Genomic DNA, 13,447 nt, shown 5'->3' on the forward strand with positions numbered 1-13,447 from the left:
CAAGAGATAAGGGAGGCAAAGTTGTGAACAAGAATAGCAAAATTAAGTCTGAAAATGTATTTAAGTTCATTGGACGCGCGTTTAAGGAAGGCGATATTCTTACTAAGTTATCGTTCTTCATCATGGGATTATCTAATCTTGTTAGAGGCCAGATTATCAAAGGTTTAATATTCCTTTCAATGGAACTTGGATTTATTTTTTACATGGTTATGGCAGGTGTAGCGGGTTTATCAGGACTCCAAAACCTTGGAACAAAGACACAAGAGCAGGTTGTTTTATCTGAACCACCTTACATGAAGATAGTTCCAGGTGATAACTCTATGTTAATGTTACTTTACGGAGTTGTTGCACTATTTATCATAGTAGCATTTTTTATTGCGTGGAAAGCAAATGTAAAAGCTGCATTTGAAGCACAAAAAATTAAAGAAAAAGGTGGGAAATTACCTTCTTTTATTGATGATATCAAAGCTCACTTTGATGCAAAGTTACACAAATCATTATTATTTTTCCCTATGACGGGTGTTTTATTATTTACAGTATTACCATTGGTATTCATGATCTTAATTGCATTTACCAATTTTGACAATGCTCATCAACCACCAGGAAATCTTTTTACTTGGGTTGGGCTTGCTAATTTTAAAACTGTATTATTTTCAGGACAAACAATTTCTAAAACTTTCTGGCCAGTATTTGGTTGGACAATTGTATGGGCTATATTTGCTACAGGACTTAACTATATATTTGGTATGTTATTAGCAATGCTTATTAACCGCAAAGGTGTTAAATTCAAAGGACTGTGGAGAACAATTTTTGTATTATCAATCGCAGTACCACAATTCGTATCACTATTAATTATGAAAAATATGCTTGCAGACAAAGGCCCTATTAATGGTATGTTGGAAAGTGCAGGCTTAATATCATCATATATTCCATTCTTAACACAGACAATGTGGGCGAGAGTAACAGTTTTAGTTGTTAACTTATGGATTGGTGTACCGTATACTATGTTGATAACTACTGGTGTACTTATGAACATTCCAGAAGATATCTACGAATCAGCTAAGATTGATGGTGCATCACCAATTGCTATGTTTGTTAAGATTACATTACCATATGTACTATTTGTTACAGGTCCATATCTAATCCAGCAGTTTATAGGTAACATCAATAACTTCAACGTTATATTCTTGTTATCGGGAGGAGGGCCATCATCCCTTGATTATTATCAAGCGGGTAAGACCGATTTGCTAGTTACATGGTTGTATAAGTTAACCGTTAACCGCAAGGATTATTCCTTTGCTGCAACAATTGGTATATTAGTATTTGTTCTTTCGGCAGTTGTTTCATTAATTGCATATAGAAGAACATCAGCATATAAGAGTGAGGAGGATTTCCAATAATGAGTAAAAAAACCAGATCAATGTCACAAGCAAAAAAGACAGCTAATTTTTTCTCGTATCTTGTCCTCATCGTTTTATCGGTTATATGGTTAGTACCCATTGTATGGGTTATATTAACTTCATTCCGTGCTGAGACAGGTACATATACACCTTATTTTTTCCCTAAAGGGTATACACTTGATAATTATAAAAAATTGTTTACAGATACAAACCAATTTTACTTTGCAAAATGGTTTGCGAACACTTTCATTGTTGCAGTGTGCTCTTGCTTAATCTCGACATTCTATGTATTAGCTACTTCATATGTAATGTCACGATTAAGATTTAAGATGAGAAAACCATTAATGAATGTTGCATTAATTCTCGGTATGTTCCCAGGATTCATGTCAATGATCGCTGTATACTATATCTTAAAGGGTATAGGATTAACTCAATCATTAGTGGCATTGGTACTAGTATATTCCGGTGGTGCGGGCCTTGGATTCTATGTCGCTAAGGGATTCTTTGATACCGTACCAAAAGCAATTGATGAGGCTGCTTGGATTGACGGAGCAACAAAATGGCAGGTATTTACGAAGTTAACAATACCACTATCAAAATCTATCATTGTATATACTGTATTAACAAGTTTCATGGGACCATGGTTAGATTATATCTTCGTAAGTGTTATCATGGGTGATAACTATGATAAGTACACAGTAGCACTTGGATTATTCAAGATGTTAGAGAGAGAGTTTATAACTCAATGGTTTACAAGATATGCGGCTGGTTCTGTTCTTGTATCAATTCCAATCGCAGCATTGTTTATTTGTATGCAGAAGTATTATGTAGAAGGAGCTACAGGTGGTGCTGTAAAAGGTTAAGCTTGATAAGATAAGATGCTTTAAGGCTGGCAGAGATGAAAGTCTTTTGCCAGCCTTATATATTTAACACAAAATGCAAGGAGAAGGGGCATAAGTATTTATGAAAAGCAAAAAAATATTGTCAGTGGTGCTTATAATCTGTATGTTAGTATCTAGTAGCTGCTCCTTAAAGTCTAAGGAGAATGTGACTACTGTAGGAAATGCAAATAGTACAGTAGATAATACAGATAACGATGACGATTCAAAAGCCCAGGGTGATAAGACAGCAAACGACGATACTTCAGAGGAACAAAGTAAGTACGTAGAATATACATATAATCAAGAGCTTAATGTAATTGATGACATCTATAGAACCTATTATGAGGTATTTCTTTATTCCTATTATGATAGTAATGGAGATGGAACAGGAGATATTAATGGATTGATATCTAAGCTAGATTACCTTAATGATGGTGATGATACAACGGATACGGATCTAGGCGTTAATGGCATATGGTTAATGCCAATTATGCCATCAACAACATATCATAAGTATGATGTAGTTGATTACTATGATGTTGATCCAGAGTATGGAACCGTAGATGACTTTAAGAACTTGATAGCGGAGTGTGATAAACGTGGAATAAAGGTTATCATTGACTTCGTAATCAATCATACTTCTACGCAGAATGAATGGTTTAGCTCTGCTGTAAAAAGCTTAGGAATAGAGCCGTGTGGACAAGAAACTTGTACGCATAAGGATCTTTGTAGAGAACATAATCCATATTGTAAGTACTATAATTTTGTTGAAGGACTACCTTCTTCGGGAAAGTATTATTCCACGGGACAAGGGGATTGGTATTATGAAGCAGTTTTCTGGGATCAGATGCCAGACTTAAATCTGGCCGATACAAACTTAAGATCGAACCTTGAGGATATTATGAAGTATTGGCTTGATATGGGAGTAGGCGGATTCCGTCTTGATGCAGCAAAAGAATTCTATTCTGGTAACACAGAAAAGAATGTTGAGATATTAAAGTGGGTTACTGACTATGTAAAAGGCGTAAATCCAGATAACTACTTAGTAGCAGAAGTTTGGGATTCTTTCGGAACTATGTCTCAATACTATGAAAGTGGGATTGATAGTCTTTTTGACTTCCCATTTGCTCAAGAGCAAGGTAAAATCGTTACAACATTAAATTACACAGGTGATAACAACTCTGGTAGTAGTTTTGGTAGAGCAATGGTAACGGTACAAGATAAATTCAAATCATTCAATGAGAATGCAATTGATGCTTCCTTTTTTACCAATCATGATACAGCTAGAGCAGCAGGGTACTTTAATTATGACGAAGACAAGATTAAAATGGCAGCAGGAATGAACCTGATGATGGCTGGTAATAGCTTTATCTATTATGGAGAAGAGCTTGGAATGAGCGGCAGTGGACGAGATGAGAATAAACGTGCACCGATGTACTGGTCAACTACAGAACAGACAGGAATGACATTAGGACCACAGGAGATGGAAGCAGTAACGCATAATTTTGGTACGTATGAGGATCAGGTTAATGATCCTATGTCAATCTATAATTATTATAAACGTGCGGTACGTCTTAGAAATGAAAACCCTGAGATAGCAAGGGGAACAACGAAGGTTATTGATACTCTGAATCAAGGAGAGATTGCTGCGATTACAAGAACCTATGAAGATAGTAGTGTTGCAATTGTATATAACATTTCGGAAGAAGAAGTGCAAGTAAAGTTGACAGATACAGACATGAATATAGAAGCCATTCGTGGATACTTATCTACCAATGGAGCTGCTGTTACGCTTAAAGGCGATGTATTAACAATGCCGCCTTATTCCATAGTTGTATTGAAATAATTGATATTTTTATAAGTCGCTATTCTTGGGGCAAAATTGTCTCTTTGAATAAAATATGTATGCTAAGAAAGAACCTTGGGCACATGTCCAAGGTTCTTTCGAGTTTATTTATATAATTTGTTCTGTCATGTCTTCGTCTGATAATAGCTTTGCTTGTTTAAGCAAATACTTGTACCTCTTTTGTACGGCATTTACTTCATAGATGTAGCAATCTATCAAATCAGGGTCAACAACATTCTCAAAATTAGAATAGGCGGATTCTAATGCTAATTTTGCTTTACTAATCTCAAGAAGCAGCAACTCTTCTTCTTTTCGTCTGAATTTCGATTTCTTTTTCAACTTTTACACCTACCTTTAAGGGACATGATAAATGAGTAAATTACTACTCTATATAGTATAGTATTTTAATTGTAATTTTATACTAATTATTTGAATAAATTTGGAAAAAATCAATATATTTAGTTAGGAGGACTTGTTTTGAATATTGGAGGTAGATATGGGAGGAATTACATATATAATTATAATAGGCGTCTGTTTAGTAGTTGTAGTATTAGCCATTATCTTTAAAAAGATGGAGTGGCTTGTTAACTTTGCATTTCGTGCTTTGTTAGGTGTAGTTTTGTTATACTGTATTAATAGTGTGCTAGTGAACTTTGGAGTAAAGCAAGTACCAGGAATCAACGAGATCAATATAGCATCTATAGGTTTGCTAGGTATGCCAGGTGTACTAATGTTATATGCTATCATGATTTATTATAATGTTAGGGGCTAGGCAAAGGGCATAGAGGTAGGTCGACGAATCGTTCAGATTGGATACGTCGACCTACGAACGTCTATGTATAGGTGGTTTATTGATAGGAGTATGCGAATATTTTGTTATTAAAATGTTAGAATTACAACAAGAAAAAAATTACAAATAATAGTTGACAAACCAAGAAATAAAAGGTAATATATGGAACATAGAGATGCGTATAGGGGACTACCATGGAGGTGGTCATCGTATCATTAAATCTACAGTTCTTATTATTCTATTAGTACTTGCTACCGTGTCTGATTTTAAGACATATCGAATCCCAAACAAACTAATTCTAAGTGGTTTGGTTATCAGTTTTTACTTCCAATTTCTTGAAGGATCTTTTTTATCCGTATTATATAGTTTAGGTATTTTGTTATTAATCTGTATAGTTTTTTTACCAATCTATTATATTCGCGCTATTGGTGCAGGTGATATTAAGCTTTTTGCTATGATTAGTTGTTTTGTTGGTATGAAACAAGGGATACAAGTAATTATCGTGGCATTCATAATAGGTGGTGTTTTTTCTATAGTTAAATTATTCTATTATCATATCTTTCGTTCTCAATTGCAGTCTCTTGCAGAGTATATTACCCAAACGTATTACCTAAAAAAAATTGTTCCCTATAGCAGTATCTCAAGTAAGAAGAAAAATGTAATTCATTTTTCATTTCCTATTTTATTAAGCACAATTCTATTAATTGGAGGTGATTTTATATCATTAAATGTTTTGTTATTCTAGATAATGATGTCAATTATGCAACGGCATTATCTACGTATATAAGAACTAATAGGGCAGATATCAGCACAATTCAAGTCTTTACGGATGTTCAGATGTTCCTTGTATATATTCGTAAAAACAGGATTAGCCTTGCTATTGTAGGTCAATCAGTCAGTTCCTTGGTGAAAGAAGATCTTATTAAGGTGGAGATCCCTACTATTGAGCTTGTTGAAGAGATAGATAATGCGAATGGGCTAGATATGATTTATAGATATCAGTCTGCAAAGAATATACTCCATAGCATTAATAGTAGATTAATAGCAGGTGGTCAGAATCAACAGGAGAAAAGAAAGTCAGAATTAGATAACCAGATTATAAGTATATTATCACCTACAGGTTCTATTAGTACAGCTACTATCACTTTGGCAATTGCTAGGTATATAAGTAAAGAAGAGAGAACTTTATATATGAATCTCAATCCATTTTGTTGTTTAGAAAAGATTCTATGGACAGAGCACAAAAAGGGATTAAGTGATATTCTATATTATTATCGACAAGGAGAAATTCTAGTTCTTGATACACAACAGACCTATAGAATGGTAGGAAATATACTATATATTCCGCAAGTTGATCATTACTCGGATGTATTCTCTATGGAGACTAAGGACATCAATCAAATAATTGATGAGGCAAAAGATAAGTTTAATTGTACGAAAGTGGTTATATGCATGAAACAGATTACTTCGGTAGAGGAGGAGATATTAATTAAGTCAAATGCCATTTATATAGAGCAGGCTAATGTAGAGCGTTATAATACTGAGAATACAATGTTACTTGATATGCTTACGGCAAAAGGTGTTATTAAAAAAGAGGAAGTTAAGGAATTGCCGTTTATAGATACCAATCAATTCAATCCTAAGGACTTTCAAGATATTATTTTTAGAGAAAACCAACTGAATATGTACATAGAACCGTTAATAAATAACTAACCATGTGGATAAGTGCATGGATTTTCGTAAGACCTGTGCATAGGTTTATCCAACTCATTATTGATGAAGTATCGCAAGTTTGTTTGTGATAGGAAAGAGAAAGGCTGAAAGTAAAAGTGGAAAAAAGCGAACTTGATGAAGTTAGTACCTTAGTAGAGATAAAAACAAAAATAAAGCAAAATATTATGAAGCAAATTACTTCTCAAAGAGAGCTTGCAGATGAGCAGCTAGTGAAATTGATTGATCAAGAGATATTAAGTTTTGGAGAAGTTGAATTTATCACCATTGAGCAAAAGGTAAGATTAAGAAAGGAACTCTACAATACCTTACGAAGGTTAGATGTGTTACAAGAATTAGTAGAGGATTCTACTGTTACAGAAATTATGATTAATGGTGCTAAGAATATATTTATTGAGAGAAGAGGAAGAATCACAAAGTGTGATCAGGAATTCGAGTCTGATAGTCGTCTCCAAGATGTCATACAAACGATAGTCTCAGGAACAAATCGTATTGTTAATGAATCCTCGCCTATCGTTGATGCTAGATTAGAAGATGGGTCCAGAGTCAATGTAGTTTTACCGCCAATTGCGTTAGATGGACCGATTCTTACTATTCGTAAATTCCCGGATCAGCCTATTACAATGGAGGGATTGATTGGATTTGGAGCACTAACACCAGAGGTTGCAAACTTCCTTCGTACGTTGGTAGAAGCAAAGTACAATATATTTATATCAGGAGGAACTGGATCCGGAAAAACCACATTCCTTAATGCGCTGTCCAATTACATACCAGAGGATGAACGAATAATTACAATAGAGGATTCTGCGGAATTACAGATTAGAAGTATCGCCAATCTTGTACGACTAGAATGTAGGAATGCTAATGTGGAAGGTAAGAATGCGATTACAATTAGAGATTTAATTAAGTCTAGTCTTCGAATGCGTCCTGACAGAATTGTAGTAGGAGAGATTCGAGACTCTGCGGCAATTGATTTATTAGCAGCTTACAACACAGGACATGATGGTAGTTTATCTACCGGACATGCCAATTCTGTGAAGGATATGCTTAACCGATTGGAAGCCCTTGTTCTTCAAGGTGTGGATATGCCAGTTCAAGCAATTAGGAAGCAGATTAGTTCAGCAATTGATATAATCGTTCATCTTGGAAGGTTAAGAGATAAATCAAGGAAGGTTTTAGAGATTAGTGAAGTATTAGAAGTTTCAGATGATGAGATTATAGTTAATCCGTTATATCAGTTTATTATGAATGAGGATAGAGATGCGAAAGAAATTGGGAAGCTGGAAAGATTGAATAATCCATTAATGAATACAGAAAAATTACAGCGAGCGGGGTTACAGGTATTTGAACAAAAGTGTGATAAGAATGATAACGGGGAGTTGGTTAGTATATGATAAAGGAGAAAGGGTGGAGCCCGGTTGACTATAATGTATATGTTATGAGTATTGAGGAGAAGATTCAATGCTATATCCAAGGAATAATTGTAATTGGTGTTGTTTTATGGATTTTCTACCAGAGCATAATAATTATCCTACTATGTAGCCCATTAAGCTACATATACGTTAAGCAACAATGTAAGAAGAAATGTAGAGAGAGAAAGTGGGAGTTAACCTTACAATTTCGAGAAGGCGTTCAAGCGTTAGTTGCAGCACTAAGCACGGGATATTCCGTCGAGAATGCTTTTGTGCAGGCTATAAAAGATCTTAAGTTACTGTATATGAATGAAACTATGATTATTCCAGAGTTTGAGTATATCGTGTATCAGATACAGATGAACATGCCAGTAGAGAATGCGCTGGAGGACTTTGCACAAAGAAGCACAGTGGATGATATTAAGAGTTTATCCGAAGTATTTGCTAGTGCTAAAAGGACAGGTGGTGATTTAATTAAGATTCTGCGTTCCACCAGTAGAATGATTGGAGACAAGATCGAAGTAACGAGAGAGATTATTACAATGATGTCCGCCAAAAAGTTTGAAGCAAACATTATGGGTATAATACCAATAGGAATCATTCTTTATATGAAAATCTCTTCCCCTGGTTTTCTAGATCCATTGTATCATAACATAGTAGGATGGCTTGTAATGACAATAGCTTTAGTTATATATGTGATAAGTTTTAGTCTAATGAACCGTATACTAGCCATTGAAGTTTAGATTTAGGTCGCTAGCGCTAGTAATTAAGATAGGAAAGGAGGTTTGCTTATTCTTTTAATAAACTCTAGTATTATAATTATTCTTATGGTATTTATCCTAGTAACTTCAAGATACCATAAAGAGGAGATTCATAAACTAACAAAGAAGTCAGAGAGCTCGAAGAGTTTGGTATATCTGTATCCGTCTAGTTTATTCATACTACACTTGATATGCCGGCTAAGTATAGGAAAGAAAATCTATCACAAAGTATATGAATCTATGCAGCGGATCTATGTAAGAGAAGATCCAAAAGTAAGAACAACGCTACATGTATGTAAACTATTTTCTTCAGTATTATTCTTAATACTATCTATCAATGTGGTATCAATTCTAGCGAGTTTATCTGGGACAAGTCTATTACAAGACTCCTATTATGTTAAGAGGCCCTATTATGGGGAGGGTGAAACAACAATTACATTAGATGTAGGTGGTGTGAATACTGTGTGGCAGGATGTTGAAGTTAAGCTACAAGAGAGGCACTACACGCAAAGCGAAAAGATAGATCAAGTTATGGAAAAGGCAATGGAATATCTTGATAAGGTTGTTATAGGAGATAATGTTTCCTATGAACATGTTACGGAGCGGTTATCTTTGGTTAGCGAGGTCCCTGGTTTACAGGTCGGTGTTACCTGGGATTTTGACCAGAAAGGAATTGTGAGCGGTGATGGTAGGATAACAATTAGTGAGGAGTCTGTTGAGGGAACCTTAGTAATGATTACGGCGACACTAAATTATTATGATACAAAGATTCTATATCCAATTAATGTGGTAGTTTATCCAAAAGAAAAGACTTTTGAGCAGAAGTTTTTCTTGCAATTAGAAGAAGAGATACATAACAGACAAGTAGAAGATCCAGAAAGCGAATATATCGAACTTCCTAAAGAAATTGGAGACCAGAAGTTAACGTATTCGGACAACGATGACCAGGATAAATATATTATGAATGTACTTGGAATTGCAGCTGTTATATGTATTTTAGTTAACGGCTACTCACAACTTGGGAAAGAAAAAAAGAAGAGAGATAGACAGATGGTTATTGACTATCCAGATGTTATTAATAAGTTAGTATTACTTGTGGGGGCAGGTTTGACCATTAAGAATGCGTGGGGAAAGATATGCCTAGAATATGAGAGCAAATGTGCTAATAAATCACTTAATAAAGCTTCTGACGGGAAACGTTATGTATATGAAGAGATGGTGGCTACTTATAATGAAATTCAAAACGGTGTTACGGAGATAGAGGCGTATGATCATTTCGGAAGAAGAGTACAGTTAGTGCCATACATGAAATTAAGTTCTCTACTTGTACAGAATACGAAAAAGGGTACCGCAGATTTGTTGCAGTTATTAGAATATGAGGCAATACAAGCTTTTGAAGAAAGAAAGGAAATAGCAAAGAGGCTTGGAGAAGAAGCTGGAACTAAATTATTAGGACCAATGGTCTTGATGCTATTCATTGTACTAGCAATTATTATGATTCCTGCGTTTATGCAGATGTAGAAGAAAGGTGGATTTAATATGAAGAATGAAATTACAAACGTAATAAAAGGATTTATAAAAGAGGAAGATGGACTTGGGGTTGTTGAACTGGTATTAATAATTATTATATTAATTGCCTTAGTTCTTTTGTTTAAAGATCAGGTAGAAGATTTCATAAGAGGATTATTTGAGAAAGCAGCAACTAAAACTGATGACCTATAATAAAGAAAAGCAAGCAAGTATCACCGTTTATCTTACCCTAATATTGTTACTTGTAGTAGCAATACTATGTACTGTTGTTGAATCAGCTAGAATTAATGGGGCAAGAGGGATAGGAAAATCTGCGCTAACTGCAAGTGTTGATTCCTTTTATTCTCTCTATCAAAGGGAATTGTATGATACGTATCGCATATTTGGCTATAACTTAAATGGTGAATCGGGCAAGACAGCACAAGAACAGATTATTGAAGAAATAAGTACATATATGGAAGACAATCTTAAGGGAATAGAACTGGATACTATGGAGGTAAGCAATATAGCGATGCTTACCGATTATGAAGGCGAGATCTTTTTGAATCAGGTTCTTTCTTTTATGAAATATAGTGCTCTGGGAGAAGTTATTAAAGAGGTTCTAGAGAAATTGAATCTATATGAATCTTCTGAAGATACATCTGAGGTAATGGAGAAGAAACTAGCAACGCAAGAGTCATTAGGAGAGTTAAGTAAGGATATGCTTAAGCTGATGTCTCAAGTAGAAGGTGTTGATACAGATGAGAATGGTGTTCGTGTCACTAAGGCAGGGACCATAAAAGTAAAGAATACATTTGCAAAAAGAATTGTTGCAAAAGCCCCATCAATGCAGGCACTTGGGATTAATAAAGAAATCATATACAACTCATTATCCAATAAGTATTTTAATATATCATTAGCATTACAAAATAGTATCGAGTATTGTGACAAGGCGGTTGCTAGTAATAAAGAAATTGAAAGGTTAAAAAAACAAAAGGAGAAACTTGAGAAAGAAAAATCCGAATTAGAAGAAACAATCGCTAATCAATCAAAACAGTCAAAGAAGGGAGATCCAGAAGATGGTAATACGAAAGATGAGGAAGGGGCTTCAAGTAGCGAAACAGCGGAGGAGAAACAATTAAAGGAGGTCGAAGCAGTACTCACTACAGTTTCTGCGTCCATACAGGAGGAGAACAAGAGTCGTGATAAGTATATAACATTGTTAAAGGATATAAGAGAAGATATTTGCGATGCAAGCATTAATACTGGGTTGCGTATTGAAGATGCGCTAAATACAATTTCTCGCATAGAAGGTAAGAGCAAAGAGATAGCCAAAGAAGTCGATGGATACGAAGAAGTAGTCGAAGGAAAAAAGGACAAAATCGGAGAAGAATTATATAAGGAATTCCAAGAAGATATTGTTGATATGAAAGAGTATATAGGAATGCAAGATAATAGTGATTCATTATCTACATCAAGTGTAATATCTATGCGACCTACTTTAATTGAAAATGAAAAAATATTAGGTGAAATATATACGAAAAGTTCGTATTCAATTACCAAGGAATCAGAATCTCTTGAGGGATGGAAAAAAGTATTGCAATCCAATAAGGATCTACTGGTGGGATATCAAGTATCTACTCTCAGATTTGATTATTCAACTCTTGTGATTGAACCAGAGATTGATAGTCCTGTTGATCATATATATAGTCTTTTTACAGATGGAATTTTAAGTTTAGTTGTAGATGATATAAATTCCATTTCTGATGGAAGCATAAAAGGAGAAAACCTACCTTCTTTATTAGCGAGTGTTGAGCCAGAAGAGTCTGGAGCGGATTGTGAAAGTATTTTAGAAGGTTGTAAAGATAATCAGTACAATTCAGATATTACGAATTCGTTTGCCTTAGATAATAGCTTTGTTAATGATTTGGTAGAACAACTGTTGCTAAATCAATATCAGATGGACTTCTTCAATGAGTTTACACAGTGTGATACGCAGAAGGCAGATAATAATAGCAAATTGAATGAAGAGAATGCTGCTAACAGTAAGGAAACGTCAAGTGAGACAAAGGCTGGTGACGTACAAGCTAAGACGTTACAGTACGAACTGGAATATATTATATCGGGGCATAAAACAGATAAAGAAAACTTGGGAAGTGTAGCAACTAAGCTTATTTTATTACGTACTTTAATGAATTTTGTATATGTTTATACAGATAAAGAGAAGAATGCTACAGCATATGCAACGGCAGCAGCTCTTGTAGGGTTTACATGTCTAGCTCCACTCGTAACATTAATTAAGACTGTTATTCTGTTTGTATGGGCGATGGTAGAGGCACTTGTAGATACCTATGCCTTATTAGATGGTAGAAGTGTGCCGTTGTTTAAGTCCAAATCAACCTTTAAAGTGACTTATAATGATTTGATCTCTATGAGCAAAAAAAATATTGCTGGTTTGGCAAGTAAGTATCCAAAAGACCAAGGTAAGATTGGTGAGTTTACATATAGCAATTATTTGCGTTTATTTTTGATCATGAATGGAACTAGGAAAAACTGTTATCGTTCTATGGATATTATACAGATGAATATGCAAAAGGTATTGGGAGATGGATTCTATCTATCAAACTGTATCTTCGGAATGGAGGTACAAGCATATATGAAGTTACCAGAACAATTTATAACATTCCCGTTTATGAAACGAATCTTAGGAGAAACAGAGGGATATTATTCGTTTCGGGTAAGAGCTATAGATGCCTATTAACAATAGCACTTTAGGAAATTGTATGTGACGTGAACACGAATTGGTAAATTATAACGGCAGACATAAAACACATTGATATGTTGATCGCCATTACAAAGACATTCGCAATTGACTAAAGAATATATTAGTAAGGAGGTAAACAAAGGTAGAGTGTGATGTTCTTTCTTCTGACAAATCTTAATTAAATTTCTATAAGGCAAGTCCTCATTTCTAAATTCAATTTAATCATTATTATTAACCAATTCTAATATGAACCATAAGCTAGAAATCCCTATCTAGCAAAATAAAGGAAACTCTCTTCAAGCAAAATCCAATAAGATATGGTTGAAAAATCGCGTGTCAGAAGAAAGAATATC

General features: G+C 34.6%; 12 protein-coding genes. 11 read left to right on the forward strand and 1 reads right to left on the reverse strand.

The window, feature by feature from the left end:
* Positions 1-23 precede the first annotated feature (23 nt).
* The 3 genes from BUB90_RS18555 (at position 24) to BUB90_RS18565 (ending at position 4,127) form a co-directional block, all read left to right on the forward strand.
* Entirely contained in the window at positions 24-1,400 is a 1,377-nt protein-coding gene (locus BUB90_RS18555) for a carbohydrate ABC transporter permease (RefSeq protein WP_073290171.1), read from the forward strand.
* Positions 1,400-2,263: a sugar ABC transporter permease gene (locus BUB90_RS18560; RefSeq protein ID WP_073290173.1), complete on the forward strand. Its 864-nt coding sequence runs from the start codon at positions 1,400-1,402 to the stop codon at positions 2,261-2,263. Before BUB90_RS18555 ends, BUB90_RS18560 begins: the two co-directional genes overlap by 1 nt.
* Positions 2,264-2,363: 100 nt before the next feature.
* Positions 2,364-4,127: an alpha-amylase family glycosyl hydrolase gene (locus BUB90_RS18565; RefSeq protein ID WP_073290175.1), complete on the forward strand. Its 1,764-nt coding sequence runs from the start codon at positions 2,364-2,366 to the stop codon at positions 4,125-4,127.
* 108 nt (positions 4,128-4,235) lie between these two features.
* On the opposite strand, the gene BUB90_RS18570 is transcribed toward BUB90_RS18565, so the two are convergent.
* Positions 4,236-4,466 carry a YaaL family protein gene (locus BUB90_RS18570; RefSeq protein ID WP_073290177.1) on the reverse strand — a complete coding sequence of 77 codons (231 nt, stop codon included), beginning with the start codon at positions 4,464-4,466 and terminating at the stop codon, positions 4,236-4,238.
* Between the two features lie 157 nt (positions 4,467-4,623).
* Here BUB90_RS18570 and BUB90_RS18575 point away from each other — a divergent pair, with 157 nt between their 5' ends.
* The 8 genes from BUB90_RS18575 (at position 4,624) to BUB90_RS18610 (ending at position 13,091) form a co-directional block, all read left to right on the forward strand.
* Positions 4,624-4,899, forward strand: a complete 276-nt coding sequence (locus BUB90_RS18575; protein WP_139241805.1) for a pro-sigmaK processing inhibitor BofA family protein — start codon at positions 4,624-4,626, stop codon at positions 4,897-4,899.
* Between the two features lie 193 nt (positions 4,900-5,092).
* The gene (locus tag BUB90_RS18580; RefSeq protein ID WP_073290181.1) at positions 5,093-5,662 is read left to right on the forward strand and encodes an A24 family peptidase; all 570 of its coding nucleotides are present in this window, start codon (positions 5,093-5,095) and stop codon (positions 5,660-5,662) included.
* A 92-nt stretch (positions 5,663-5,754) separates the two neighbouring features.
* A complete protein-coding gene (locus BUB90_RS18585) occupies positions 5,755-6,630 on the forward strand; it encodes a P-loop NTPase family protein (RefSeq protein WP_073290182.1) in 876 nt (291 codons plus the stop codon).
* Positions 6,631-6,815: 185 nt separating this feature from the next.
* On the forward strand, positions 6,816-8,042 hold the full coding sequence (locus tag BUB90_RS18590; RefSeq protein WP_073290234.1) for a CpaF family protein: 1,227 nt from the start codon (positions 6,816-6,818) through the stop codon (positions 8,040-8,042).
* Positions 8,039-8,803, forward strand: coding sequence for a type II secretion system F family protein (locus BUB90_RS18595; RefSeq protein WP_084139370.1), 765 nt, complete (start codon positions 8,039-8,041; stop codon positions 8,801-8,803). The genes BUB90_RS18590 and BUB90_RS18595 overlap by 4 nt, the downstream gene beginning before the upstream one ends.
* A gap of 42 nt (positions 8,804-8,845) precedes the next feature.
* On the forward strand, positions 8,846-10,342 hold the full coding sequence (locus BUB90_RS18600; protein WP_073290184.1) for a hypothetical protein: 1,497 nt from the start codon (positions 8,846-8,848) through the stop codon (positions 10,340-10,342).
* Positions 10,343-10,360: 18 nt separating this feature from the next.
* Positions 10,361-10,543: a Flp1 family type IVb pilin gene (locus BUB90_RS18605; protein ID WP_073290187.1), complete on the forward strand. Its 183-nt coding sequence runs from the start codon at positions 10,361-10,363 to the stop codon at positions 10,541-10,543.
* Positions 10,509-13,091, forward strand: a complete 2,583-nt coding sequence (locus BUB90_RS18610) for a DUF5702 domain-containing protein (RefSeq protein WP_139241806.1) — start codon at positions 10,509-10,511, stop codon at positions 13,089-13,091. Before BUB90_RS18605 ends, BUB90_RS18610 begins: the two co-directional genes overlap by 35 nt.
* The last annotated feature ends 356 nt before the right edge of the window (positions 13,092-13,447 follow it).

Origin of the sequence: Anaerosporobacter mobilis DSM 15930, assembly GCF_900142955.1 — a bacterium.
Lineage (GTDB): Bacteria > Bacillota > Clostridia > Lachnospirales > Lachnospiraceae > Anaerosporobacter > Anaerosporobacter mobilis.